The sequence below is a fragment of the Candidatus Marivariicella framensis genome, assembly GCF_982709265.1.
The window spans coordinates 87,214-113,413 of record NZ_CEXPNT010000003.1 but is presented as its reverse complement, the minus strand read 5'-3'; the positions used below and the strand labels follow the sequence as shown (position 1 = coordinate 113,413).

General features: G+C 31.4%; 23 protein-coding genes. 13 read left to right on the top strand and 10 right to left on the bottom strand.

The features are described from left to right. Positions 1–13: 13 nt before the first annotated feature. On the bottom strand, positions 14–1,894 hold the full coding sequence (gndA, locus tag AC34EU_RS02225; protein WP_489666724.1) for an NADP-dependent phosphogluconate dehydrogenase: 1,881 nt from the start codon (positions 1,892–1,894) through the stop codon (positions 14–16). A 134-nt stretch (positions 1,895–2,028) separates the two neighbouring features. Between gndA and AC34EU_RS02220 the strand changes: the two genes are divergently transcribed. Continuing rightward, positions 2,029–2,892: a PIG-L deacetylase family protein gene (locus tag AC34EU_RS02220; RefSeq protein ID WP_487534405.1), complete on the top strand. Its 864-nt coding sequence runs from the start codon at positions 2,029–2,031 to the stop codon at positions 2,890–2,892. A gap of 88 nt (positions 2,893–2,980) precedes the next feature. Here AC34EU_RS02220 and AC34EU_RS02215 read toward each other — a convergent pair whose 3' ends face one another. Then, the gene (locus AC34EU_RS02215) at positions 2,981–5,224 is read right to left on the bottom strand and encodes a DUF5916 domain-containing protein (RefSeq protein ID WP_489666723.1); all 2,244 of its coding nucleotides are present in this window, start codon (positions 5,222–5,224) and stop codon (positions 2,981–2,983) included. 417 nt (positions 5,225–5,641) lie between these two features. Here AC34EU_RS02215 and AC34EU_RS02210 point away from each other — a divergent pair, with 417 nt between their 5' ends. Both AC34EU_RS02210 and AC34EU_RS02205 read left to right on the top strand, forming a co-directional pair. After that, the gene (locus AC34EU_RS02210) at positions 5,642–6,460 is read left to right on the top strand and encodes a glycoside hydrolase family 16 protein (protein ID WP_487534403.1); all 819 of its coding nucleotides are present in this window, start codon (positions 5,642–5,644) and stop codon (positions 6,458–6,460) included. Positions 6,461–6,533: 73 nt separating this feature from the next. Further along, a complete protein-coding gene (locus tag AC34EU_RS02205; RefSeq protein ID WP_489666722.1) occupies positions 6,534–7,892 on the top strand; it encodes a S41 family peptidase in 1,359 nt (452 codons plus the stop codon). Between the two features lie 115 nt (positions 7,893–8,007). Here the strand turns inward: AC34EU_RS02205 and AC34EU_RS02200 are convergent, their stop codons facing one another. Both AC34EU_RS02200 and AC34EU_RS02195 read right to left on the bottom strand, forming a co-directional pair. Then, positions 8,008–10,416, bottom strand: a complete 2,409-nt coding sequence (locus tag AC34EU_RS02200; RefSeq protein WP_487534401.1) for a TonB-dependent receptor — start codon at positions 10,414–10,416, stop codon at positions 8,008–8,010. A 5-nt stretch (positions 10,417–10,421) separates the two neighbouring features. Next, a complete protein-coding gene (locus AC34EU_RS02195) occupies positions 10,422–11,582 on the bottom strand; it encodes a DUF4249 family protein (RefSeq protein ID WP_487534400.1) in 1,161 nt (386 codons plus the stop codon). Positions 11,583–11,779: 197 nt separating this feature from the next. Here AC34EU_RS02195 and AC34EU_RS02190 point away from each other — a divergent pair, with 197 nt between their 5' ends. The 3 genes from AC34EU_RS02190 to AC34EU_RS02180 are packed head-to-tail and all read left to right on the top strand — an operon-like array spanning position 11,780 to position 13,420. Further along, entirely contained in the window at positions 11,780–12,238 is a 459-nt protein-coding gene (locus AC34EU_RS02190; RefSeq protein WP_487534399.1) for a Rieske 2Fe-2S domain-containing protein, read from the top strand. A 6-nt stretch (positions 12,239–12,244) separates the two neighbouring features. Continuing rightward, a complete protein-coding gene (locus AC34EU_RS02185; RefSeq protein ID WP_487534398.1) occupies positions 12,245–12,874 on the top strand; it encodes a hypothetical protein in 630 nt (209 codons plus the stop codon). 3 nt (positions 12,875–12,877) lie between these two features. Further along, positions 12,878–13,420 carry a YceI family protein gene (locus AC34EU_RS02180; protein ID WP_487534397.1) on the top strand — a complete coding sequence of 181 codons (543 nt, stop codon included), beginning with the start codon at positions 12,878–12,880 and terminating at the stop codon, positions 13,418–13,420. 59 nt (positions 13,421–13,479) lie between these two features. Here the strand turns inward: AC34EU_RS02180 and AC34EU_RS02175 are convergent, their stop codons facing one another. Continuing rightward, complete coding sequence (locus tag AC34EU_RS02175; RefSeq protein WP_487534396.1) at positions 13,480–14,196, bottom strand: bacteriorhodopsin-like; 717 nt, start codon at positions 14,194–14,196, stop codon at positions 13,480–13,482. Positions 14,197–14,270: 74 nt separating this feature from the next. Here AC34EU_RS02175 and AC34EU_RS02170 point away from each other — a divergent pair, with 74 nt between their 5' ends. Next, the gene (locus tag AC34EU_RS02170; protein WP_489696017.1) at positions 14,271–15,143 is read left to right on the top strand and encodes a Brp/Blh family beta-carotene 15,15'-dioxygenase; all 873 of its coding nucleotides are present in this window, start codon (positions 14,271–14,273) and stop codon (positions 15,141–15,143) included. Between the two features lie 224 nt (positions 15,144–15,367). Here AC34EU_RS02170 and AC34EU_RS02165 read toward each other — a convergent pair whose 3' ends face one another. Together AC34EU_RS02165 and AC34EU_RS02160 are read right to left on the bottom strand one after the other, a co-directional pair. Next, the gene (locus tag AC34EU_RS02165; protein WP_487533727.1) at positions 15,368–16,147 is read right to left on the bottom strand and encodes a hypothetical protein; all 780 of its coding nucleotides are present in this window, start codon (positions 16,145–16,147) and stop codon (positions 15,368–15,370) included. Positions 16,148–16,258: 111 nt separating this feature from the next. Beyond that, on the bottom strand, positions 16,259–17,254 hold the full coding sequence (locus tag AC34EU_RS02160; protein ID WP_487533728.1) for a CE1 family esterase: 996 nt from the start codon (positions 17,252–17,254) through the stop codon (positions 16,259–16,261). A 160-nt stretch (positions 17,255–17,414) separates the two neighbouring features. Here AC34EU_RS02160 and AC34EU_RS02155 point away from each other — a divergent pair, with 160 nt between their 5' ends. Both AC34EU_RS02155 and AC34EU_RS02150 read left to right on the top strand, forming a co-directional pair. Further along, positions 17,415–18,467 carry a mevalonate kinase family protein gene (locus AC34EU_RS02155; RefSeq protein WP_487533729.1) on the top strand — a complete coding sequence of 351 codons (1,053 nt, stop codon included), beginning with the start codon at positions 17,415–17,417 and terminating at the stop codon, positions 18,465–18,467. Between the two features lie 10 nt (positions 18,468–18,477). After that, a complete protein-coding gene (locus tag AC34EU_RS02150; protein WP_487533730.1) occupies positions 18,478–19,308 on the top strand; it encodes a sugar phosphate nucleotidyltransferase in 831 nt (276 codons plus the stop codon). Here the strand turns inward: AC34EU_RS02150 and AC34EU_RS02145 are convergent. Continuing rightward, on the bottom strand, positions 19,305–20,780 hold the full coding sequence (locus AC34EU_RS02145; RefSeq protein WP_489696016.1) for a CotH kinase family protein: 1,476 nt from the start codon (positions 20,778–20,780) through the stop codon (positions 19,305–19,307). The genes AC34EU_RS02150 and AC34EU_RS02145 overlap by 4 nt on opposite strands. A 90-nt stretch (positions 20,781–20,870) precedes the next feature. On the opposite strand from AC34EU_RS02145, the gene AC34EU_RS02140 reads away from it, so the two are divergent. Together AC34EU_RS02140 and AC34EU_RS02135 are read left to right on the top strand one after the other, a co-directional pair. Continuing rightward, positions 20,871–21,482, top strand: coding sequence for a DUF4956 domain-containing protein (locus tag AC34EU_RS02140; protein WP_487533732.1), 612 nt, complete (start codon positions 20,871–20,873; stop codon positions 21,480–21,482). Positions 21,483–21,522: 40 nt separating this feature from the next. After that, positions 21,523–22,167: a DUF2490 domain-containing protein gene (locus tag AC34EU_RS02135; protein ID WP_487533733.1), complete on the top strand. Its 645-nt coding sequence runs from the start codon at positions 21,523–21,525 to the stop codon at positions 22,165–22,167. Positions 22,168–22,185: 18 nt separating this feature from the next. Here AC34EU_RS02135 and AC34EU_RS02130 read toward each other — a convergent pair whose 3' ends face one another. Then, entirely contained in the window at positions 22,186–22,830 is a 645-nt protein-coding gene (locus tag AC34EU_RS02130; protein ID WP_487533734.1) for a TetR/AcrR family transcriptional regulator, read from the bottom strand. A 161-nt stretch (positions 22,831–22,991) separates the two neighbouring features. Between AC34EU_RS02130 and AC34EU_RS02125 the strand changes: the two genes are divergently transcribed. Beyond that, complete coding sequence (locus AC34EU_RS02125) at positions 22,992–23,738, top strand: electron transfer flavoprotein subunit beta/FixA family protein (protein ID WP_487533735.1); 747 nt, start codon at positions 22,992–22,994, stop codon at positions 23,736–23,738. 10 nt (positions 23,739–23,748) lie between these two features. Beyond that, on the top strand, positions 23,749–24,708 hold the full coding sequence (locus AC34EU_RS02120; protein WP_487533736.1) for an electron transfer flavoprotein subunit alpha/FixB family protein: 960 nt from the start codon (positions 23,749–23,751) through the stop codon (positions 24,706–24,708). Positions 24,709–24,913: 205 nt separating this feature from the next. Here AC34EU_RS02120 and AC34EU_RS02115 read toward each other — a convergent pair whose 3' ends face one another. Further along, positions 24,914–26,182: a cation:proton antiporter gene (locus AC34EU_RS02115; RefSeq protein ID WP_487533737.1), complete on the bottom strand. Its 1,269-nt coding sequence runs from the start codon at positions 26,180–26,182 to the stop codon at positions 24,914–24,916. Between the last annotated feature and the right edge of the window lie 18 nt (positions 26,183–26,200).

Here is a 26,200-nt window from a genome sequence, read left to right as displayed (position 1 = left end):
AAGAAAGGAATAATCAATCATATTGTTGCCATTGAGTGTGAAAATATTGATCTAAAGGCTTGTCAACTCTTTGGTAGCTATGAGCGCCAAAGAAATCACGTTGTGCCTGGATGAGATTTGCTGGCAGTGTTTCTGTACATAGCGCAATCCAATAATTATAAGCACTTGAATAACAATCTAAAGCAATTTTTTGATCTACAGCATGATGAATTAAAACGGCAGCATCAGACTCGGCATTACTGATTAAACCAATGAAGTTCGTGTTTTGAAGCAACTTTTTTTCTTTTGAAAAAACCTTTATAAGACGCTCCATTAAATTAGACCGGATGATACACCCTTGCGTCCAAACACGTGCAATTTCTGCAGGCTTATACTCCCATCCGTAGGTTTTAGCCGCGTGTTCAATTAGGTTAAATCCTTGTATATGATTGATTTTTCGGGCAAATCCATATGCTTTTTTAAGCACAGATAGATCAAGGGTGTTGGACTTAAAGATTCGGGGGTTGCTCTGAGACAACAAAGTTCGTTGTGCTTTCATCAATGAAAGGTAGCGGGAAAAAACAGCGGAAGACATCATCGTATTAACTTCTCCCAGCTCTAAGGCAGCAGAACTTGACCACATACCTGTTCCTTTGCTACTCGACTGATCTAGAATTAAATCAATTAAGAAGTAATTGCCTTCTTTTTTCTGAAGAATTTTAGCGGTAATTTCTAATAGATAACTCGCCTCCGAACCCGTGTTCCATTCGTTAAAAACAGAAGCTATTTCTGTGTGATTCATTTGACGAGACAATACCGCAAAGGTTTCTGCTAGGAGTTGCATTTCGGCATATTCAATACCGTTATGTACCATCTTTACAAAATGTCCAGCTCCTTCGGAACCCAAATAAGCATGACAGGGATTCCCCAAGGCATCTTTAGCGGCGATAAGGTTTAAAATAGGCCTTAACAGGCCATAGGCTCTGGGACTTCCTCCAAACATAAGCGAAGCGCCATAACGAGCTCCAAGGGCTCCTCCAGAAACCCCACAACCAGCAAAAACAATCTTTCTTTTTTCTAGTACTTGGACTCTTCTTTGAGTATCTAAATAATGCGAATTACCACCATCAACAATAACATCACCTTCGTTAAGTAACGGTAATAGTTCATCAATCAGTTTGTCAACAGCAGAACCGCTTTTGATCATTAACCAGATTTTACGTGGCCGTTCAAGGGCATCAATGAAATGGCTTAATTCGGTGAAACCCAATACGTTTTTAAATTGAGAATTGTTTGAAATAAAAACATCTATAACCCTTTCTTCTCCAGGAGCTAATCGGTTATAGACGGCCGTATAAAAATTATTTTCAGCGCAATTTAATGCAATTCCTTGCCCCATTACCCCCATTCCAACAACTCCAATAGTTGGAGGATTTGAAGGGTTTATCTTTTCTAAAAGAGACGCACTCAACTCTGGTAAAGGCTTGTCAACGTTAAGGAAAATTCCATAAGAGGGAAGTTCTAGGGTACTAAACTGTGAGCGAAGTAATTGGGGATCAAAAAAATGATTTTCACGATTTTTTAGACGTGCTTGAATCAATTCAAATGAACCATTCAGCACCACCCAGGTAATCCCGCTATTTTGATCTGAGAGAATACTTCGATAATTTTCTTTTAGCGCTGAGCAAGCTAAAATAGCTTGGCCTTTTTTGGACCATTCTTTAATTTTTTCAGCCAAAAGGAAGAGCCATGGTTTTCGATCGGAATCCTCTAAACCAAGTCCCAACTTCATTTTGTCTTTGTTTGATTTCGAATGAAAATCATCTGCATCATAAAAAGGCCATGTTGTTTGTTGCGAAAGCTGTTTTCCAAGGCTTGTTTTTCCAGCTCCACTAACACCCATTATTACTATCATATCATTTTTAGTTATTTTTTCAAAGATAAAAAATCAATCTACTTTCTAATAACATCTAATAAAAGGTAAGATTAGATAATTTAAATTCCTTGGTTATACGTTAATTAAACAATACATTGTATATAAAAATTCTTATGAAGAAATTAATTAGAAAAATAATTATCATATTTATTTTTATTGCTTGTAAATTAAGCTTTTCACAACCTTATATACCAATAAATAAATGGCAAGAAAAAACCATACTTCTTATTGGAGCTCATCCCGATGATGATTATATGTCTCATGCAACATTAGCTCTCTTAAATGATCATCAAAACAATATTTATATACTAACACTTACAACTGGAAATGTTGGAACAAAAGATTTAAGTATCAGTAAAAATGATTTATCAAAAATAAGAAGACAAGAACAGATAAACGCGATGAAGGTTCTTGGTCTTTCGGAAAATAAATATATTAATTTAGGTTATGATGATGGTCGACTAGAGTTTGCAGATAGGGAGGAGATTATTGGAAAAATAGTTCACCATATTAGAAAGATAAAACCTGATGTTTTAATGTCGTTTGATCCCGGCTATAATTATCAGGTTTGGCACAAAAGTGATCATAGAGCTGCCGCATATTTAACTGCTGATGCTGTTAGGGCAGCAGAATGGCACCTGATGTATGAAGGTGACATAATTCACAATAAATTGGAAGCATATGCTGTCCCAGAATTTCTTTTTTACGGAGGTAATATTAGTGACACAAACACCAGTGTAAATATTCAAAAATATGTTGAAAAAAAAATACTATCAGGATCAAAATATTTGAGTCAATGGTCGAGTGGATGGAATAAGTATTTAGGGTCAGATATTAATAACTATCCGGAAGGAGAAAAAGATAGAGTAAATAAAAGACTGAGGGAAAGAATAAGATTTATAAATGATATACCAGTAGAGCAATTTAGGTATTATAAAGGTATTCCTGATGGAATGGGTCGAAGCCCAAAAGACTAGCTTGGAAATACAATTGACAAAATTTTAATATATAATTATCAGTCGGTTTGTACTTATATAAAGATATTGCTTTTCATTGGATTATGTCTTAGTTAAGATTTAGCCAATAGTTTAACTTAAGATTAATACTCCAGGATTTTATTTCTTCTGGAATCATAACTTCATTACTATTGAAAACTAAAAACAAGTCTGATGCAGGTTTGTATCTCCATTGAAATCTTGAATTAAAATTCCATAAATCAAACTGTTTATTGTATTGGTATAGGCTTGAAAAAAACAATTTATTGGTTAATGTTATATCTAATTTAGATCCAATAAGCCAAAAATCAGATTTATTCCAAGGACTTTCAAGATTTATAGAATTGTAGTTTATAATTGAATTTATACTAAAGTATGGCTGAAATCGATACCCTAATTCAGCTGATAAACTTCTTCGTTTCCCTTCTTGATAATATCCTCCAATCAAGCCATTAATTTTATATGTAAAATTATTTTGAGGTTTAGATGTAAATTCAAAGCCAAAAGATGTCCATTCATGTTCAGAGCCTTTAATCAGAGAACCAACATTAGATCTTAATGGATCAAAATCTTGTAATAAATTAATATAGTTTTTGATAAAAACAACATTTAGCTTACTCCTGTTAGCAAAATTAATCACATATGAAAATTGATCTAAAAGATCAGTTCTATTATATGATTGGTCAAAAAAATATGTTCTTGAAAAATTAGGACCATAGGAAACAATATTAGAATCATTTTTATAAAATAAATAACCTAAAGAAGAGTTGAATTTATAATATCCCTTTCGAGGAACATAGCCCACTTCTGCATTAAAATTCTCACCTACGTATTCTTGTTGAATTCTTGCTTTCCAATTGGTTGAATTATATTCTAAATGAGAAGCAAAAGAATGATCATTTTTAATTTGGTTACTACTATAGGTGTTTAAAAAAAATGCTTTTCCATTCCATAAATTATTTGCTGACCCATAGTTGTATTCTACTCCAATATTTCTATTATATTTTGTATAATTTGAATCAGAAATAATTTTATTTTTTTCATCAAAAAAAGATTCTTTATTTATTAAAATTAGACCGATACTAGACCTTTCAAAAACTCTTTTTTGAATTGTAAAAACTCCAAAGTTTTGTTTCGGCAAACCAATCCTGTCAATGTTTTGAGTTTGAATATCCATTAAACCTATTCTCCATTTTTCATTAATATTTCCACTTAATCTAAGACCTGCATTTATGGGAACACCTAATCCAATTCTTCTAGAGAAAAAAGGTCTCAAAGTTTTGTAACCAAAATTGGCGAATAAGTCAGCATTTTCTAAAAAAAACTGTCTTCTCTCAGGATAAAAAAGTTCAAACCTATCCAGGTTTGTTACTTGTTGATCTACCTCTGCTTGTGAAAAATTTGGGTTAATAGTAAAATCTAAATTTAAAGCACTTGAAACACTAACCTTTATATCTCCCCCTATCTTGTTACTTTTTGTTTTATAGTCGTTAGTTTTTGAAATATTTGAAAGTGAGTAGGGTATTATTGAGATATTTCGCCCCTGTTTTGGAGGAGAAGAATCCCAAACTAACACTCCAGTATGCGCTAGGGAAACTGATGGAAATTGTCTTGGAACTGGAGCCCAGCTTGACTTTTCACCTGCCTTAAGGTCTAGTCTTCCAAAATTTATTCCCCACTCTTTAACTCCTTCTTTATATCGAATTGATTTTAATGGTATTGAAATTTCACAGGTCCATTTATCTTTATCAAAAGATATCTCTGACACCCATTTAGAATCCCAATTTAAGTCTACTTTACCACCATTATACATTGTTCCGTCCCATTGTGCTCCGTATGCATTTAAGCCAAATGAAAAACCCGTTGTTAAATTATTAAAAGGATCTATTGAAATTAGTAGGTTGTCATTTTTTCCAAAAGAAAAATCTCTTTTTAAAGATTCTACCGTATAATCTCCTTGCACACTGTTATTAAAAAAAACAACTCCAAAATAAATATTATTTTCATCATAAAGTATTTTAACTTCAGACTCTTGACTTGCTTGTTTTCCGTCTGTTGGAAGGATCATGAAAAAATTATTTGCTACCTCAGCATTATTCCATATTTTCTCTTCTAAAACACCATCAATATTGATTATTTGATCTGTTTTTGTTGGATGAATTCTATAGCTTTCATTTATTTTTTGAGAATGAACTTTCAGTGTTATTAAAACAAATAGGCTGAAAATTCGAATTGTATAATTTAACCTTGGATTATACATTAAACTAAACGAATTATCGCTATTAGACAATATCGTTTCGAGCTGTTTTTTCATATTTGTTTTCACAATAATAGATCTAAAATATGATTATTTTTACATGTTTATCAATGTTGTGCAATTATTGATTAAATTAGGTAAAAGCTAATAACTTATGGACTTAAAATTCAGTGGAAAAACAGCCTTTATATCTGGATCTAAATCTGAGATTGGATTTGCAATGGCAAAAGAACTTGCAAAATAAGGGGCTCTTTATTTTCATCTAACATTGGCTCTGCTAAACCTATTTTTAGTAGAAATTCTTATACTTCTTCAAGCCTATCATTCATAAGGTAAAAATCTATGGAGTTTGTTAGCCTTTAAATATTTAGATATTTTATAAATTAATTATAAAAAAATGTTGTTCAAAAAGTTTTACGTGTATTAAAACAATAAATTTTATATTTGAAAAATAAAGGAAATCATTAAGTGTAAATGAAAAAATTAATTTTAGTATTAGTAGTATTAATTTTCTCATGCTCTAACAATGAGAGTTTAAATAGTCAACAACCTATTATACCCTCTGATAATAGTGTAATTGGAGATGGTGAAATAAAATTAATTTGGTCTGATGAATTTGAAGTTGATGGTCCGCCTTCTCCTCAAAACTGGTTTTTAGAAACTATCCCGCCAAACAATGGGAGCTGGTGGAATGAAGAGGATCAGTATTATACCAATAGAAGAAAGAATTCAATTATTGAAGATGGTGTATTAAAAATTATTGCTCTTAGAGAAGATTATGAAAACAAAAAATACACTTCTGCTAGAATGACTACACAAAACTTGTTTGATTTTACCTATGGTGAAGTCCATGTTAGAGCAAAACTACCTCAAGGACAAGGAACTTGGCCTGCAATATGGATGCTAGGAAATGATATTGACACATTAGGCTGGCCTCAATGTGGTGAAATTGATATTATGGAACACGGGAATAAGGAGCCTGGATTTGTTTCTTCTGCAGTTCATTTAGCTAACGAAAATGGTGATCACTATTATTTGAGTGGAGAACAAAAAATTGAAAACGAATCTAGCAGCTTTCATGTTTACAAAGTAAAATGGTCATCTACACAGATAGATTTTTTTGTTGATGATGTTAAGCATCATACATTTATTACTAACTACGATATGCCATTTTGGAAACCTTTCTTTTTGCTGCTTAATGTTGCAATGGGAGGTCAATTTACAAACAACGACATAGATTCTGATTTTGTTTCAGCTACGATGGAAGTTGATTATGTAAGAGTTTATCAATAAACAAATCATTGTCACATATAAGGAGTTAGCAACAATTAGATTAGCTCACTTTGAAAATCAGTATATCAACAATATGAAATCATTTATTTTAATGCTAATTCTATTCTTTACTGTTAACTCCGTATCGAGCCAAAACCAACCCTATATATCAACGGAAAAGGCAATAGCAGATATTGAGTATATGATTCATACGATAGAAGAAGTTCATTACAACCCATACTTTTCAATCAAAAATGCACAATTCAAAAAGAATAAGGAGGCTTTATTAAGTGAGTTTGAGCCAGACTCTATTTTGCTGAAAAAGTTTGTAGCTACTGGAATGAAACTAGCCGCACAATTGAGTGGAGGTCACACCGCTATGGATTGGAAAAATCCCTCTATCATCCCGGAGATAAAAGCAAGTCAATATATTCCGTTCACTGGGCAATTAACAGACAACAATCAACAGTTTATAGTAATAAGATCGGCTAGCTCAGAAATACTAAAAGGCGCTGTTATAGAATCTATAAATGGAGTTAGTATGGTTGAAATTTATAAAGAATGTATGTCGTACATAGGCGGGATAGAATCCTTTAAAAATTCCACTTGCGAAAGGTTATTACCGATCTATTTGTTTTATACTGAAAAAATTTCAACTCCTTTCTCCATAAAAATAAGTGGAGTGGACGGCACGTTTAATACCCCAGGGATTGATTTTGAGGGGTTGCAGGAATTTCTGAATGGAAAACAACGGAAAGAAAACTATACGTTCCAAATCATAAAAAAAGATGTTGGTCTTATTTCCTATAATAGTTGTCAAGATTATTCGGGTTTTAAAAAGTTCTTAAAACAAACATTTAAGGAAATTGAAGATAAAAACATTACTAAACTGATTATCGATATTAGAGAAAATGGAGGAGGTGATTCCGGATTAAATGACTTATTGCTGGCTTACATTACCGAAACCTCTTATCGGCAATCAAGTGGCAGGTTTTGGAAAGTGAGTGAAGAAGCCAAAGCAGCTTATCAAGCGAACCCTTTATATGAAAAAAATCTGGGCCAAGACTTCATGAAAGAGTACGTGGAATCAGAGAACCAATCAATCATTGAAAATGTACAAGAGGAGCTAATAAAACCTCAAAAACCAAAAAACTATTTTAACCAAAAAACGTGTTTTTTGATTGGACCCAATACATTCTCAAGTGCTAATTTTTTAGCCGATGCGGTAAAAACATATAACCTAAGTACTTTGATTGGATTAGCAACAGGGGAGTACACCAATGACTTTGGCGAACTATTAGAGTTTACACTTCCAAATTCTGGTAATTCCATTTTCGTAAGTTCAGCCTATGACATTGGTGCGAATGGAAACCCTAATCTTTTTGAACCTGTTTATCCAGATATTCAGACTACAGAAGATGCGCTGCTATATGCCTTGGATTGGATAAAATAAAAGATGCTAACAAGGTGTATAGTGTATATCCTGAGGTATACACACCATACACAAAACGTTACCCAACATTATAAAAATGACGAAAAACACATAAGTTAATCCTTTTGAGTTGGTTTTAATTAAAAACAAAATTATAAGTCAATGATATAATAGCGCTGTTTATTATTGATAAATCATAAGCCCCGAAAGGACTGCTTCCAAAAAGTAATCCATTGTCTGAAGTTCCATCTCTTGGAGCATAATAGATGTTGAATGGGTTTTTTCTTCCATATAAATTATAGATTGTGAAGATCCAATCTCCTTTTAAGCGTGTATTTTTAACTTTACTATATGATATTTTCCACGAAAAATCTAATCGATGATAAGTAGGAAAAATGGCATTATTTCTCTCTAAATATATTGGAACCTTCAAATCCCCTAATTCAAAAACACCATTTGCAATAGTGTATGGTCTTCCAGACTGTGCCGTGAAGTTGAAACTATACTCATTATAAAGATCACTTTCATAAGAAAGTGTGGCATTAAAAGTATGAGGTCTATCAAATTCTGAAGGATACCACTTGTTACTATTAATTTTGTTTTTTGTTTGTTGTTCATCTGTTTTTAACAAACTTCTAGCCCATGTATAATTTATAAATCCACTGAGTTTTCCAGATGGTTTTTTTAGAGTTATTTCAAGTCCATAATTACGTCCCTTTCCTTGAATTAATTCTCTTTCTATAAACTCTGCAAGAAAAAAATCTGCACCTGGTTTGTATGTGAGCGTATTATTTGTACTTCTATAATAACTTTCTGCAGAAAACTCAAGGCCTAATGAGTTGAAATTTTGAAAAAAACCAAAGCCAAAAGTATCACTTAATTGAGGTTTTATGTAAAAATCTGAAGTTTTCCATCTTGAGGTTGGTAAGGGTGTTGATGTGTTATATATGTTTTGAATATATTGATTTATTCTTGCATAACTTGCCTTTAGAGAACTGTTTTCTCCAATTTTAATACTAGCTCCTAGTCTAGGTTCAAGATTATTGTATGAGATTACAGACTTATTCTTATCAAAAGAAGTAATACTTGTTTGATAACCACTATCGTTATATTGAGCTAAATCATAGGGGCCTAAAAAATTAAAAATTGTATGTCTTAAACCTGCAGAAATAGATAAATTTGGCTGAGGATTCCAATTTAAATTAAAATAAGTTGAAAAATCTATACTAACCTCTTGGTTTAAGGTAATTGGTGTAATAGAATTTCCTTTACCAGGAAATAATGAGCCTGGTTCAATAATGTAATTTTTTGTCTGAAGTCCTATAGAGTAATCTAGCTTTTCATTTCTAATGTCCACAAACTCAGTCTGGGCACTTATATATTTAACATTAGACTTAAAGGTAATTACATTATCCGAATCATTTTCAGGAAATAGATTCATCGGTGTGTAAATACTATGAATAATTGATGACTTCAAGCTAGTATTGTTTTTAAAATTATATATCCAACTTAGTGTGTGATTTGACGTTCCAAAATCGTATTGATTTGATTTTGCATTAATATTTTCTATGGTGGAAATTAAATCCAACTGATAAAAATCATTAGATTTGAAATAAGTATAAGATAACTGATTGTCTTCATTTAAAAGATAAAGTAGTTTTACTGTTCCGTCTGAAAAATTTGCTTTTGTATTCTCTAATCTTTTAACAAAGATTGGGAAAAGAATATCTGTAAAGCCAGCTCTAGCTCCTGCTAATAGAAATAATTTGTCCTTTATTAATGGGGTGGTTAAATTTATTCTGCTTGACAATAAGCCTATGCCTCCACTAATTTTTAGTTTATTCACATAAGGGTTTTTAACTTTAATATCCATTACAGAAGAAATTCTTCCTCCATATTTTGAAGGAATATTTGCTTGATACATACTTACATTTGAGATTACATCTGGAGTAAATACAGAGAGTAAACCAAAAAGATGAGTTGGGTTAAAAACAGGTGCGGAATCATATAACATAAGGTTTTGATCTAGAGAACCGCCTCTTACAGAAATTCCATTACTTACATCTCCTGCATTATTTACACCTGCCATCAATGTAATACTTTTAAGCACATCAAATTCTCCAAATGCTGATGGGATTTTCACCAGTTCTTTAGCTGTGATATTAAAAACTCCCATTTGCGGTGTTTCAACATTTTCATTCATTTTTTTTGCTAGGACTACAACTTCAGATAATTGTTCTTCAAAAACATTCATTTTAACTGAAATTAATGTGTCTTTTTTTAAATCAATTATTAGTTGCTTATTCTTGTATCCTGTATACTCTAGTGAAAGTGTATACTCTTTTTCTGGAAGAGAAGTTGAGAAAACTCCTTCTGAACTTGTAATACCGCTCCCGCTCGAAGAATTGATTAAAACTGTTAAACTACTTAGAGGCTTTCCCGTTTCAAAATCTGTTACATAAAGTGTAAGGTCATATTCTTGAGCCTTTAAAGGCAAGGTTAATATTAGCATACACACAAAGAAATAATTAAAAATTTCTTTCATTAATTTTAATTAATAAACCCTCTATCCATATTTGAATTCCAGCCTTCTGGTTTTATTGATGTTCTGTATAGACCTTCTTCACAGGGTGCATAAATTGGATAACAAGTCGCACATAAAGGCTGAGGAACATTATCTCCAAATTTTTCATAATGATTTTGTTCGTATTCTGAAACTGCATTACCTGCTAAATTATTTCTACGGATGTATATTGATTTACTTGATCCCGACGCCACTGTAAATCTTCCCATAATAATTTCATCTTCATCATTTGGATTATATAAATTACCAATCAATACCGAAGGAAGTGGTGCGTTTAATCCGCTATTGTTTCCAATAGCATCTTTTAAAGATTTTAAATATCTATGAGCTTCATAAGACACGTTAAACTTTTGAACTTTTACTAAAATATTCCTTTTTGAATATAATGGTAGCTCAACGGCTACTAAATTATTTACAGGTTTTCCATTTGTAAATTCATCACTAAAAATTGAAATACTTTCATTGTTAAATCTAATATTCCAACAATCTGAAAAACATGCATAAGTAAAATATTGAGGACCATAAGTACTGATGTAACCACTTGTACTTATACATTCTCCATCTCTTAAAACACCTTTATAACAATAATCACAATATGGAGCATCTTCATAAGTTTTATAATCATAGTAATAAAAATTTTCTTTTTCAATAGGATCATCAAATGAAATCAAAATCTTATGACCTGGGATATACCTATTGGTCCTATTATCATATGATAGTTGTAAATCATACTCAGATTTAATGTCTTTAATTAAAACTTCATCAGGCATAGTTTCTGGGTAAGATCTATACTCAGTCCCATCAGGAAAAATAATTTTTAATTCCCATGATTCTCCTTGTAAAACTTTAAAACCTAAAGGTGCATAATACCTGTCAAGACCCTCTATTAGCTTCACAACCCTATTATCACTAATTAACTCAACTAAGCAGTTAGAGAAAAAGCCTGTTTTGTAATAACCAGATTCATTTGAACCTATTCTGACTTTAACATATGACGCTCCTTCAATTGAAGACGCCATACCTTCAATAAATAATAAATCTTCTAAAAAATCAAATTCAGGAGCTATCGGTTCAATACAAGTAGTAAAAAGAAAAGAAAAGATTACAATTAATATACGCTTAATCAAATTAGATGTTTTTAAATATAATCTATTAAATGTATGAGTTTTAAAGACATTAACAAGCAAATGTCTGGTCTTATGCAGGAGACTATATTTCACGGGTTTGGATCCTGGTGGAACCACCAGTAAAATCATGCTCTCACTTAAAGTGAGGGCTTTTTTTATTATAGTTAAATTTATTATTTTTGACACAAACTAAGATTATGAAAAAAATTAAAAGAAGAGAGTTTTTAAACAATACCTGTCCAAGGGTTGCCATGGCAATTCTAGGTGTGAGTTTTTTGAATGCATGTTCAAAAGAATCGGAAGAAGTTATTATGCCTGAGGGAGATAGTGGATATGCTGTTAATGGAAAAATAATTGAAATTGATCTTTCTCATCCTACTTTTGATTTATTAGCAAATCAAGGATGGATGAACTTTACTGCTCAAAAAATACTTTTACTAAAAACAGAATCTTCTTATTTGGCATTTAATAATCTTTGTCCTCATCAAGGAGCAAGGGATGCCTGGTCCTATAGCCCATCTGAAAGTATTTTCGTTTGTGGTCGCCACAACAACTCCTATCCAACCGATTGTGTTAGCGAAGGAACTAATAGTGGACCATTACAATGTTATTCTGTCAACAAAATTGGCAATACTCTAACCGTTACAAAGTCATAAATTAAATTGAAAAAAGTAAAATTTTACATAAAACCTGATTTTTTTATTATTCTTATTGCTCTTTTGTTTTCCTTTCAAATAAAAGCTCAATCTGAAGATGACTTATTCAGTATGATTGTAAAAAAAGATAAAAGTGAGCTGCCTTTACTTCCTGAAAGAATGATTTTCACCCAAAGATTTTTATGGGGAAATAAAGGTGTTTTCAGAAAAACTCGAATAGTTCCTTTAACATTAGAAATGAGAGCAAAAGAACTTAAGGTTAGAAGAGTAATGTTGAAAACACATCAAGTTATTGGGTATACAACACTTTTAGCAATGATAGCTCAAGGAGTTATTGGAGGAAAATTATATAATGGCGATTATAGCCTATACGATACACACAAAACTATGGGAAAAATTGTAAACATTGGATATTTTACTGGCGCTGGACTTTCTTTATTTTCACCCCCTCCGCTTATTAGCAAAAAAGTAAGAGGATTAAATTCCATCAAAGCTCATAAAATTTTAGCAACAATACATTTTTCAGCAATGCTTTCAACGAATTACTTTTCCGATAGAGATAGGGGTGCCCATAAGGCATCTGCCTATACATTATTTGGAAGCTTTGCAACAGCAGTTTTAGTTTTTAAATTTTAATGCATGAATAGATTTATTACAGTTTTTTTATTGACTTCATTATATGTTAATTGTCAACAAGCACCTCAAGAAAAGTGGATACTTAGTAAAGATCAATCTTACATTTCTTATGAAGGAAAACACATTTTACACGAGTGGTCTGGAACCAGTAAAAATGTTAAAGGCGTTTTGATTATGGAAAAAAATCAACCTATAAAAACAGCAATAATTTCTGCAATTAAAGATTTTGATAGTGGAAACTCATCAAGGGATTCCCACGCAATGGAAATTTTAGAAACTTTATTATTTCCCGATGTAAGTTTTTTTGGAGAATCGTTTACTTTAAATAATGACAAATTTATGATACTTGGAAAAATAAAATTCCACAGTATAGATAAAGAAATTAACGTGTCAGGAGATTGGAATCAAACAAATGAAAAGATAATGCTAAAAGGAAACTTTAAAATAAAACCTTCAGACTTTGAAATAAAACTTCCGGACTTTATGCTTGTTAAAATGGAAAACAATCTAGATATAGAGTATGAACTTATTTTTATTCAAGAATAAATTTATGTAAAAAAAAACCCTCACAATTGCGAGGGTTTTTTTATGATTTATAAAATTTATTATTTAGAATCTACAGCTAATTGATAAACAACTAAACCAAATCCAATTTTATTGATAGCATCACCAACGTTATAAATAACGTCCATGTCTAGTCCACCAAAAATTCCACTGTACCATCCTTCAGTACCAGCCATATAACCAATTGGGTAAATTGCCCAACCAACTAATACAAACCAGCATAAAGTTTTGTGTGCAGCTTGTACAGCACCTCCTGCAGAAGCAGCAAGTTTAGCAGCACCACCCAACCAGATTTCATATACAATAGCAAAGTATGCGATTCCTGAAATAAGACCCCACAACCAAGCTTGGCCATCATCATTGTGCAATCCTTCACCAATGTAACCAGTTATGAGCATAATTGTAGAAAGAAGTATCAATTTCCACATTAAAGATTTTTGAGCTCCAGCAGCTTTAAGTATTAAATAAAATTCAACACACATTAAAGGTACCGTAAGTATCCAGTCTACATATCTAAAAAAAGTTGGAGAAGAACCCGTATCCATGTAATACTCTCTCATGTACCAGTAGTGAACTGCAGCGATGAAAGTAATTAACCCAGAAACTAGAATAGAAGTTCTCCATTTTTCACCAAAAGAGTTCATTGACAGGAAGAAAAATACAGATGCAGCCATCATAGCCATGCAACCAATAAAGAAAGTAAAAGTTATTAAATTCTCTATTGGAGCACCCTCAATCATTAAATTTAAAATGTTCATATAATTATTTTTTAATAGTTTTGAATCCTAAAATTAGTTGAATTTTTAACAAATCCTACTATAAATTGCTATTTATGCTTTCTAAAATTAAAATTATATCATCAATATTTATCATATGGATATCACTTTATTCCTTTTCAAATATTGATATAATTGTTGCAAGTATATTTATACTATCAATAGGATTAGGCCACGGCGCTTGCGATATTACCTTAATAACAACCAAATTAAATACTTCATCCTTTAAAATCAAGGCAGTTATTATCTTTTTATATATTCTTACTGCTTTTACTGCTTTTTTGGTAGTGTATAACCTACCGTTAATAGGGTTTATAACCTTTTTACTGATCAGTAGTTACCATTTCGGAGAACAACATTTTCACAATAAATTGTCAAATTCTAAAATGAAGTTTTGGCATTTTTCATTATATGGGATGGTAATATTCTTGCTTATGATAGAAACCAATAAAGAATCAGTAATCAACATACTGAATCCTTTGATAGAGAGTGAAATAAACCAATTTCCAATTCAGACTATTTTATTTGTTTTTATGGGATTGACAGCTTTATTATGGATTGTAGATTATAAGAATTTAAGGTTTTCTATTCCAAAAGAATTATTTTATTTACTTGTAATATATGTCTTGTTTTACAATACCAACTTAATCGTTTCTTTTGCCTCCTACTTTGTAATATGGCATTCTATTCCGTCAATACATGATCAGATTCATTATCTATATAAAGATGTTTCTAAAAAAACTATTTTATTGTATTTGAAAAAAAGTGGATATTATTGGGCGGTCTCAATTGCAGGTTTAATTTTTTTGGTTTCGTATGGAGAAATAATGGGAGAGAATTTTTATAGAATACTTTATTCTTTTGTAGTTTCAGTAACAATTCCTCATATTTTTCTGATCAATAATATTCTATCAGAATCTAACCAATAAAATATTTCACATCATATTTTGAAATAAAAATCCCTAGCCTTATGCTTGTTAAAATGGAAAATAAGCTAGATATAGATTACGAACTTATTTTTACTCAAGAATTAAAGTTTATGTAAAAAAAACCTTCACGTTTGTGAAGGTTTTTTATAGTTTTAAACTAATTAATGAAAAATTATTCTCTCATAACTTTTACTTTAATCACAAGCTTTTAATAGTTTTTGTAATCAACTTGTTTTGATTGGAAGAGATGGATTTTTTATCCACCTAGACAAAGAACTCAAAAGTCCATAAAGGAAATTATAAATAGCTAGAGAAACATATAATTTTGCTAATACAATTGCAACTTGAACATATTCCCATCCAACAGCTACAAGTCCTCCTATGTTATAACCAGAAGCGTCTGAACCAGTAACATCCCAAGCACTAAAGTCCTTCAATACTCCTCCTACAAAATCCAAGCGAATCATTGATAAAAATTCAGCAGCAGCATTAATAGGTAGGCTAACAGAATATGCTACTCCAGCAAAAAATTCAGGAGCAATAGAAATATTTGGGTCTGTACCCATTAACAACCATCCCAATGTAGCGCAAAATGCTCCAAATAAAGCAACTAAAGCTCCAGCATGGCCAAAAAGTTTGATATTGGCTACAATAAGATCTCTAAAAAAGAAATCTACGATTCCACTTTTGGAACCAGCTAAACTATCTCCGGCTGATCTTACAGTTTGAGCAATTGGAAACGCTGCGTATATTAAAATAAGCATACAAACAACAGCGGTGCCTTTTCCAATACCATCTGCAGAGTTAATAGCGTCTATTCCACCAGTAATTGCAGTGAGTAACATCCCAAGAAGAAGAACTAAAGCGCCAATCTTATAAAAAGTTCCTGCCCAGCCTCCAAAGGAGCCTTCTGAACCTTCCACCATAGCATTAAAATTATTTTTTGGAAGTTTTTGATTCACCATGTGAGGTAAATCCAAAATTTGATTTAGTATTTTTTCCATAATATATTTATTGGTTACGTTAATAAACTTACAAAATTTTTTTATATGGAAAGGTTAACACTTTTAATGCCAGCGTATTAGAAAAAAAATATAAAATAAATTCATCAGAGTCTAATTAATCAAACCGTTTATATCATATTTTGATAAAAATTCCCAAATCAGTGATGGAGCGTCTATGTCATATGAGCCATAATCACTAGGAGCATTAACCCTCGGCCATTCATGACCCATTTCGTCTAATAAATAAAATTCAACAGAAACGTTATTTTCTCCATTTTCATATACTTTATGAATACCACCATATTCATCTCCATTAAGATCAGTTATAATTTGACTTGTGGGGGAGCTATTACAGCGGTTGTAATTAACCCAGAAGTTAATTACATCATCCATCGGCTCACAGAGGGCTTCATATCCTAGATAGGGCACAACATAATCATCAAGTCCATGAATTTGCATTACGGGAGTAGGGTGATCAGGAGTACACTCTGAAAAAGTTTTAGGCGACATGGATCCAGTAACTGATGCAATTGCTGCAATTTTTGAGCCTAAATTACAAGCTAAATGATAGCTCATAAACCCACCATTTGACATCCCAGTAGAATACACCCGATTAGTATTAACATTATAATTATCTGAAGACCACTCTATCAAATCATCAATAAATCCAATATCATCAGATGTACTTCTTTCATCTAATTCAGTTGTCCAACCAACATTCCAATGAGTATTTCCTTCAGAGGAGAATCCAGTTTTCTCACTTGGAAGAGTTTTCCATAGCGATCCTTGAGGATAAATTACAATGAACCCATTTTCATCTGCTAAAGATCGAAATCCAGTATACTGAATATTCCATTTAGCATAGCTTGTAAAACCATGTAGGCTAAATAAAAGAGGAACAGCTAGATTTTGAGAGAAGTAAGATTCGGGAACATATACAATGAACTCTCTAGCCAGCCCATTCTTGATCATTGAACAATTATAAGTGTTATTTCCTCCTAATGAACAGGTTGTCCCGTCTAAAAGCATCTCATTAGACTCCGAGTTGTCTTTATTACAAGAAAACAGAATTAATAAATTAAAAATTAAAAAGAATAGGTTCTTCAAATTATAAAACAAATGTTAAATGCAATTATAATAAAAACATAAATATAAAATGCTATAACATTTTTTTAATATAATCGAGTAAGTTTTTAATGACATTAAAACCTCTATTAAATAGATTTTTTTTACCACTTGTTATAGGTAAAATTGATATATTGACAATATGATTAAAATTGCAACTCCGGGAAGAATTTGTTTTTTTGGAGATCATCAGGACTATCTTGGACTTCCTGTTATTGCAGGTACAATTAACAGATATATACATATAAAGGCCAAACCAATTCAATCCTCTTTTTTTGAAGTCAATCTTCTCGATTTCAAAAAATCAATTAAAGTTGAATTTACTAATGATCCAAAAACAATAAAACCTGGAGATTATTTCAGATCAGGACTTTATGTCTTAGGCAAAGAAGGAATTATTCCCAATCAAGGATATAGTATTGATGTTTCTGGAGATCTACCTATAAATGCAGGATTATCTAGCTCATCTTCTTTAGTAATTGGCTGGATAAGATTCTTGGTTCAAGCATTTGCCAAGAAAAAACCCATAACAGATTTACAAATTGCAAAATGGGCTGTTTCAACAGAAGTAGATTTTTTCAATCAACCTGGCGGAATTATGGATCAATACACTATATCTATTGGAGGATTATTGGCAATTGATACTTCCAAAAAAACATATATCAACCTCAAAGGTAATTTGGGATCACTTTTAGTCATAGATTCGGGTATTCCCAAAAACACATTAGGAGTTTTAAAAGACGCGAGATTAAATGCTCAAAAAGCTCTTGAAGTTATTCAAAAACTAGACAAAAGCTTCATTCTTTTGGATGCTAAAGAATCAGATTATATAAAGTACAAATACAATCTCTCCAGAGATCTTCGTCCTTATTGGAAGGCGACAATTCTAAATTATATGATTACAAAAAAAGCAATAAAAATATTAGAACAAAACAATAGCTCACAAAATGAATTATCAGAATTAATGAATTCTCATCAAGCACTATTATCTAATGAAATTCAAAATACTCCTGAAGCAATAACAAATCAAATTAAGCAAGGAATTAAAGCAGGAGCTTACGGGTCAAAAATTGTTGGTTCGGGAGGAGGAGGATGTATGGTTGCAATGGTTAATCCTATTAATATTCTTAATATTAAGAATGCGTTTTTAAAAGCAGGAGCTAAAGATGTCTTTGAAGTCAACCTAACAAACTAATAATTAAAACATGAAAAATATAATTATAATGGCTGCTGGGGCATCCTCTAGAATGAAAAAAACTTTAGATGAAGTGGATTTATCAACCAAGGTTAAGGAGGTAGCTTCATTAGAACACAAAACACTAATTCCATTAGATGGCAAAGGTAAAAGCTTGCTTTTTTATCTTTGCTCTAATGTAAAACAAGCAGGTTATGAAAATGTATATATATTAACATCTCTTGAAAACAAAGCTTTTCACCAATGGATAGATTTTAATAAGTCTGATCCTGAAATAAAAGGACTCAAATTCTTTTTGTCAATCCAAAATATTCCTCAAGGAAGGCAAAAACCGATGGGTACAGCTGATGGGATTCAACAAGCGTTAGATCAATTTCCTGAACTTTTAAAACAGAGGTTTACAGTTTGTAACGCGGATAATCTTTATTCTATAAATGTATTAAAATCACTTTTGCATCATGATACTTCACCCCACTCTATCATAGCTTACGATCGTTCATATTTGAAATTTCCTGAAGAAAGAATTACAAAGTTTGCTCTTATTAAATTAGATAATAAAAATTTTTTAAAGGAAATAGTTGAAAAACCTTCTATTGAAACACATAATTCATATAGAAATAGCTCGAATCAACTTCTGGTTAGCATGAATATATTTAGCTTTAGTGGACTTGAAATTTATCCATATTTAAAAGATTGTATCATGAATCATGAAAGAAATGAAAAGGAGCTCCCAGAGGCATTAAGGACATTAATAAAACATGAAGAAAAATCTGTATTTGCATATATAGCAAAAGAACATTTAAAAGATCTAACTTCAGCACATGATATAGAGAAGTTTTAAAACTGATTTATTTTATTATCCATCCATAAAAGCCTGTCATTCAGATAAGTTTTAATATCGTTAATAGCTCCAGGATAGTCAACAGGTATTCCACTCCATTTATTATAATTTCTTTCAACAGCTCCATTTACAATTAGATACTGGCTAGTTTCTTCCACAAGGTCTAAAACTGTATTAACTGAAAGAGTATTAGCTCTTAGTTCTTGCCACCTTGTCTTAAGGGATGTTTTAAAAACAGGGTCCTGTAAAAATTTTTGCCACCAAAAAGGTACAAGCCATGCATCATTAGGAACATAAGTATTGTAGTTTGCAATCCAATCATCAAAAGGCAATCTGTCTGAGTTGCCGTAACCTATATTTAAATCCCATATAGGTCCCATTTTTAATTTTTCACCTCTATCTTTATGAAGGTAGGTACTCAATCGATAACCATCAATATTACCAGTTAGTTCGTTGATAATAAAAAAATCAACAAAACTATCGATATCAATATAATTTAAATACTCTCTGTGGTCGGAACTAAAATTCTCATTTGCAAGAGCAGTCTCAAAATCATTAATATAATTTTGGATATATGCTTTTTGATCTAAACTAATTTCATCTGCTTTGGGATACTCATATAAAAAGTAAGTTTCTAAGTATTGAAATGGATGATAAGGAGGTCCAAATGGGTCCAAAGATTGAAGACTGTCTCCGTTAATATCATAATTAGACCTAAAACTAATATCCTCATTATAACTAGCATCATCCTGCCAATTACTCTCATAATATTCTAAAGATTGATTTTCAAGCGCAACATCAGATCCTGAAGTTTTATCAATCTTAAGGATGTACCCTCCAGTAATTGATTCGGTGTCATTATCGTCAATCTTCAGCTTTGCTATATTTATTCTATTTGAATCTCTTTTAAGCTTTTCCATAAACACATAAACACCTTGATAATTAGCTGCTCCTGTATTATTTCCAATTTCAAGTTCAACAAACTTTGATCTGCTTGAATAATTCCCCATGTTTCTGTATAGTTCATATCCTATATAATGACGCATTAATGATGGATCAAAAATAGTTTCAGGACTTCGAAAAACATGCCCCATTAATATCCAGTCTTCTTCTTTTGGAAAATCAAATATCTCTAAATTAATATCATTTCCTGACTCATCCCAGGTTTCAACACCATATGATTTTTTATTGGACATTCTAAAAGAACTGGCACCTCTATATTCAATTCCAATTGGACTTGAAAAAGTTTTTTCACCTTTTTCAAAAATTTCCATATTTGCCATCACCTTTGGTTCATTCAAAATCAAGTTTTGAGTTGTAATTTTTATATAAGGCAAATCGGACCCTGTCTGGTTTACTGAAAATGAATCAATAGAAGAAGAGCTATTAAAGTCTTTTTTAGAACATGATATAAACACAACCGTAAGTACAAAAAAATTAATTATAAAAATTTTAAACATCGACTTATTCATTCTAAAGAATCTTTAATCTAGCTAATATTAGTAAATTGTTTGACAAACTATAGTTTTAAAGTTATAATTTTAACTTGAAAAATTAATATTATGAATGAATTAGCTTTAATGAATAATGAGTGGGCTCAAATGCTTTTCAGATTTCTATTTAATCTTTTTTTTATTGGAATACTCATAAAAATAATAAATCATCACAGTAAAGAAATCAGCAGACACATTTCTACCTTTTTTATCATAAGCGTAATTGTCTTCTTTTTATGTTTTACACTAAAGCAAGTTGATCTTAATTTTGGAATGGCCCTTGGACTTTTCGCTATTTTTGGAATTATAAGGTACAGAACTGAAGCTGTTCTTCCTGAAGAAATAACGTACTTGTTTGTTACCATAGGGCTATCCGTAATTAACGCATTGACCATTGGTGGCTTTGGATGGCTTACGCTAATAATAATAAATGTCGCTGTATGTTTATCTGTTTTATTTGCAGAAAAATATTTATTACACGCAGATGATATATATACAAGAAATAAAATAATTGTTAACCTTCCTTTAGATGAAAAAAATATGTGTGATAATGTTAATAATGCAATAGATAATATTACTAAAGAACATAATATTTCTGTTCAAAATCATAATATATTTAAGATAGATTATGAATCTAAAATTATTCAAGTTCACTTGTTTTATAATAAAAATACTGAATAAGTCAGCCTACCTAATACTGTTTTTTTATTCAAGTTTTGCTTTGAGTCAGGATCTTAATGAGTCAAGATTTTGGTCTTCAGTGTCATACATTTATCAACCAAAAGAGGAGGTTTCATTTAGTATTTCTCAGCTTTATCGATTAAAAGAAGATCTTAATGTTGTAGACAGCTATATCACAGAAATTAGCACAGATTATAATATTTCCAAAAACTTAAACTTTGAAATAGAGTTAAGGTATTATTCAAAAAATGATAACAAGGGTAAAGCTCAAGGGTTTGAAAATTTATGGAGATATAGGGTTGCAGTTGAAAAAGAACTAAATCTTAAACCAATAAAAGTTTTTATAAGATTAGCGTTTCAAAAAAGAACTTCATTAGATAAACAAAATGACCTTAAAGAGTATCTAAGAATTAGATCAGCATTTGAATATTCAATTAAGAAGTGGGACTGGGATCCATATTTTTCTGTTGAGTTTATAGAAAAAACCTCAGGAGATAATTTACAGAAGATAAGATATGGTTTTGGAAGCAGCAATAAAGTTAAAGGAAGTAAGTGGACGGTTAGATACTTTTATCAGATTGACCGGTTTAAGCCAAAACAAAAGTATCATATTTTCATGTTGAAATATCGCTATAAGCAAAAAGCAGAAAGCTTAAAAAAGGAAAAAATTAAATTAAAAACATAAATAATTTTTGTTTAGAAATTATTCAAAAGAATCAAAAATAATCTGATTTACTAGATCAGCGTGTTTTTCAATATGCTCGTGATCAAATGTGCTTATGTCGTATTGATGCTCTATTAGCCTGGTTAGCATGAAAAAACTACAACATGCACCAAAAATTATACTAACAAAATTTGGTTGAGGAATTGCTATAAAATTTGGACTGGTAGACGCTTTATTAAGGGCGCTTTGACCGATTAGAGTTAACGGCTCAACGATTGAACTTATTAGATAATCTGACCTCCAACTGTTTTTACCCATCTCCATGAATGTTAATTTATAAAAAGGAGGGTTTTTTGCTGAAAAGTAAATCAGTTGTCTTGTATATGACCTTAGCATAGGAACTCCCTCTGTATCTTTAAGTTCAGATCGCATTGCCTCAAATTTTTCAACAATTGATTTGGCTAAATGGTCTACAGATTTTTTCCACAATTCTTCTTTGTTTTTAAAGTGATAACTAATTAATGAATTAGTTATTCCTACTTTTTCTGCAATTATTTTTAATTGAGCTCCTTCAAATCCATAGTTAGAAAAATGTTCAAGTGCAATAGTTAGTAGTCGATCAATATCAAGCTCTTGAGCTAAGCTAGGTCGACCTCTTTTTCTTTTAGGTTTTGATGATTCCAAATAAATTATTTTTGAGTACAATAAATTTTACGTGTATAAATATAGGAAAATCATATTTAAAGGCAGACAAAATCACTCTAGGAAGTGTATTCTTAATATAATATTAAATTTAAATTTAATATTATTTGTTGTAAATTTGATAATAATTAAATTAGCATAAAATGAATATTTTAGTTTGCATAAGTAATGTTCCTGATACCACTTCAAAGATTAATTTTGTCGAAAACGATAAGATTTTTGACACTAACGGCGTTCAGTTTATTATAAATCCAAATGATGAATTTGGCTTAACAAGAGCTATTTGGTTTCAACAAAAAAATCAAGCAACAGTAACTGTTGTAACCGTTGGAGACATTAGCTGTGAGCCTATTCTTAGAAAGTGTCTAGCTATTGGGGCCAACAAAGCTGTTAGAATTGATTCAAAAGCCTTAGACGGCTTTAGTGTTGCAGAACAATTGAAGTCATTATGTGAAAAAGAAAGTTTTGATATAATTATTTGTGGACGAGAATCAATAGATTATAATGGTGGAATGGTTCCGGGAATGTTAGCTCAAATGCTGGAAATGCCTTTTGTAACAAACTGTATTTCAATGGATGTTAATGGAAACGAAGTAATCGCAAAAAGAGAGATTGACGGAGGCGTAGAAACACTTAGCTGCTCATTACCAATAGTTATAGGAGCTCAAAAAGGATTAGTTGAAGAATCAGATCTTATTATACCAAACATGAGGGGAATAATGCAGGCAAGACAGAAACCATTAGATGTTGTTGCTCCTGCAAATAGTTTTTCTAAATCTAGTGTTGATAAATTTGAAAAACCACCCGCTAAAGGAAGTGTTAAATTAGTAGATCCAGATAACATAGATGAATTAATAAGCCTTTTACATAACGAGGCAAAAGTTATTTAAATTATAAAATATGGCAATTATAGTATATGCAGAAAGTCAAAACGGAAAATTTAAAAAAAGTGCATTTGAAGCAGTATCATATGGCCGTGCTTTAGCAAATGAATCGAATAAGAACCTAGTGGTAATCTCAATTAACGCAGACGACCCAAATGAATTAGCAAATTATGGACCAGATAAGGTTTTATCAGTAAAAGATTCTTCAATGAATGATTATACGGCTCAAGTATATGCAGACACTATTTCAGAGCTCTCAAAAAAAGAGGGAGTGTCTATTTTAGTCCTCAGCTCTTCAGCGGACTCAAAATATATGTCGCCTTTATTGGCAGTTCAACTTGGAGCTGGCCTAGCGTCAAATGTTGTCTCTACTCCAATAAGCATTTCTCCTTTGGTCGTTAAACGATCTTGTTTTACAAACAAAGCTTTTAATTATACTACGTTAAAAGGATCTATAAATATTATTTGCGTATCTAATAATTCATATGGTATTCACGAAAAAGATTCACGCCCTGAAGTAGTTGATGTAAAGATTTCTAAAAACAATCCTAAAATTAAAGTTGAATCTTTGGATAAAGCAACTGGGTCTGTGAGTATTGCTGATGCAGATATTGTCATTTCTGGAGGAAGAGGATTGAAAGGGCCAGAAAACTGGCACCTTATAGAAGACCTAGCATCAACATTAGGCGCTGCAACAGCTTGCTCTAAGCCAGTCTCTGACATGGGATGGAGACCTCATAGTGAACATGTTGGTCAAACTGGAAAACCGGTAGCTTCTAATTTATATATTGCAATTGGAGTTTCAGGAGCAATTCAACATTTAGCTGGGATCAACGCCTCTAAAGTTAAAGTAGTGATTAACAATGACCCTGAAGCCCCCTTCTTTAAAGCAGCTGATTATGGAATAGTAGCTGATGCATTTGATGTAGTTCCAAAACTAATAGAAAAGCTCAAAGCTTTTAAAAGTCATCAATAAAAAAAATTAAATAAAACAGGCTCATTGACCTGCTAAATTAGAGTTACTTTAAGTCGAGTTGAGCTAATGGTAGTCTGCTGTGCTTTTGTCCTTAAATAATTATAATAAAACATAAGACACTTCCTTTCAATTTTAAGTTACACAGAAGTGTTGTGATAGTATCATTTCTCTTATCAATAGTATAAATTTCTAGTTAAAACTAAAACTACTTAACTATCTTTTTAAGAGTCAATCCTTGAACTAAAATAGTAAACAAAACTACCATATAAGTTAGAAATAATATAAGATTTTTCCCTTCACCTATTTCATTAGGGAGGTTTAGAGCTAAAGCAATACTTAGGCCACCTCTGAGTCCTCCCCAAGTAATAATCATTGCAGTATTTTTCTCAAAACTTTTAAAATATGAAAGAAATTTAATTGGTGTCCAAACACCAATACCACGAGAAACAACTACGATAGCTATAGTTAATATAGAAATCATAAAATAGCTTGAATCAAAATTTTGAAATATTGGAATTATTTCAAGTCCAATTAAAATAAATAAAATTGCATTAAGGGTTTCATCCAACAAGTGCCAAAATTTATAGACGTATCCACCCATTGCTTTCTGAACTCCAGCTTCTTTTTTATCAGTATCAACATTTCTGTTTAAGAATAGCCCCATGACAACAACCCCTAGGACACCTGAAACATGAAATTGTTGAGATACAATTGAAACCAACAACACAAGGGAAAGGGTAATTAACACTTCAAGTTCAACATGTTCGTTCTCAATATATTTAACAAGCTTAAGACCTAAGTAACCAATTAAAGCTCCTAAAGCAACCCCACCAATAACCTCAGTTGCAAATAATTCACTTACAGATCCTATTGATATATTATCAATCCCTTGTTTCCTTATTTTAAAGAGCGTAAGAAAAATAACGACACCAATGCCATCATTAAAAAGGGACTCACCAGCAATACGTGTTTCTGTAGTTAACGATAAGTTCATTTTCTTTACCATTGCTAGAACAGCAATTGGATCTGTAGGGGCTATTAATGCTCCAAACAATAAACAGTCAATATAGCTTAAGCCCAATTCGTTTAGTCCAAAAAAAGGCTGTTCTACAAGCCAGAAAACACCTGAACCCACAGCAAATGTTGAAAAAATAACACCAAAAGTTGCAAGTAAAAGTATAGTTACTTTATCTTTTAATAATTCATGAACATCAACACTAATAGCTCCAGCAAAAAGTAAAAAAGGAAGCATTACATCAATTAAGAGTATTTCAAAATCATAACTTTTAATCAAAGTTGTTACAGTTTCTAAAAAACTAGGAGAAATAAGGCCAATTGCTAACACGCTAATTGATAGTCCGATCGCAAGAATCATTAAGCCTATTGTTTGCGGAAGCTTTAGAAGTCTTAGATTAATAATTGAAAAAATTGATGCTAGTAAAAGAAGAATTGTGGTGAGCTCAAGAATATTCATAATATATTAGATTAGTTA

Bases quoted from the DNA above. Each gene is read 5' to 3' on its own strand.
- AC34EU_RS02205 (WP_489666722.1), top strand. From the start codon at position 6,534: ATGAAATCATTTATTTTAATGCTAATTCTATTCTTTACTGTTAACTCC.
- AC34EU_RS02140 (WP_487533732.1), top strand. From the start codon at position 20,871: ATGAATGAATTAGCTTTAATGAATAATGAGTGGGCTCAAATGCTTTTC.
- AC34EU_RS02155 (WP_487533729.1), top strand. From the start codon at position 17,415: ATGATTAAAATTGCAACTCCGGGAAGAATTTGTTTTTTTGGAGATCAT.
- AC34EU_RS02165 (WP_487533727.1), bottom strand. From the start codon at position 16,147: ATGGAAAAAATACTAAATCAAATTTTGGATTTACCTCACATGGTGAAT.
- AC34EU_RS02145 (WP_489696016.1), bottom strand. From the start codon at position 20,780: ATGAATAAGTCGATGTTTAAAATTTTTATAATTAATTTTTTTGTACTT.
- AC34EU_RS02150 (WP_487533730.1), top strand. From the start codon at position 18,478: ATGAAAAATATAATTATAATGGCTGCTGGGGCATCCTCTAGAATGAAA.
- AC34EU_RS02120 (WP_487533736.1), top strand. From the start codon at position 23,749: ATGGCAATTATAGTATATGCAGAAAGTCAAAACGGAAAATTTAAAAAA.
- AC34EU_RS02125 (WP_487533735.1), top strand. From the start codon at position 22,992: ATGAATATTTTAGTTTGCATAAGTAATGTTCCTGATACCACTTCAAAG.
- AC34EU_RS02220 (WP_487534405.1), top strand. From the start codon at position 2,029: ATGAAGAAATTAATTAGAAAAATAATTATCATATTTATTTTTATTGCT.
- AC34EU_RS02175 (WP_487534396.1), bottom strand. From the start codon at position 14,196: ATGAACATTTTAAATTTAATGATTGAGGGTGCTCCAATAGAGAATTTA.
- AC34EU_RS02170 (WP_489696017.1), top strand. From the start codon at position 14,271: ATGCTTTCTAAAATTAAAATTATATCATCAATATTTATCATATGGATA.
- AC34EU_RS02180 (WP_487534397.1), top strand. From the start codon at position 12,878: ATGAATAGATTTATTACAGTTTTTTTATTGACTTCATTATATGTTAAT.
- AC34EU_RS02210 (WP_487534403.1), top strand. From the start codon at position 5,642: ATGAAAAAATTAATTTTAGTATTAGTAGTATTAATTTTCTCATGCTCT.
- AC34EU_RS02215 (WP_489666723.1), bottom strand. From the start codon at position 5,224: ATGAAAAAACAGCTCGAAACGATATTGTCTAATAGCGATAATTCGTTT.
- AC34EU_RS02190 (WP_487534399.1), top strand. From the start codon at position 11,780: ATGAAAAAAATTAAAAGAAGAGAGTTTTTAAACAATACCTGTCCAAGG.
- AC34EU_RS02115 (WP_487533737.1), bottom strand. From the start codon at position 26,182: ATGAATATTCTTGAGCTCACCACAATTCTTCTTTTACTAGCATCAATT.
- AC34EU_RS02200 (WP_487534401.1), bottom strand. From the start codon at position 10,416: ATGAAAGAAATTTTTAATTATTTCTTTGTGTGTATGCTAATATTAACC.
- gndA (WP_489666724.1), bottom strand. From the start codon at position 1,894: ATGATAGTAATAATGGGTGTTAGTGGAGCTGGAAAAACAAGCCTTGGA.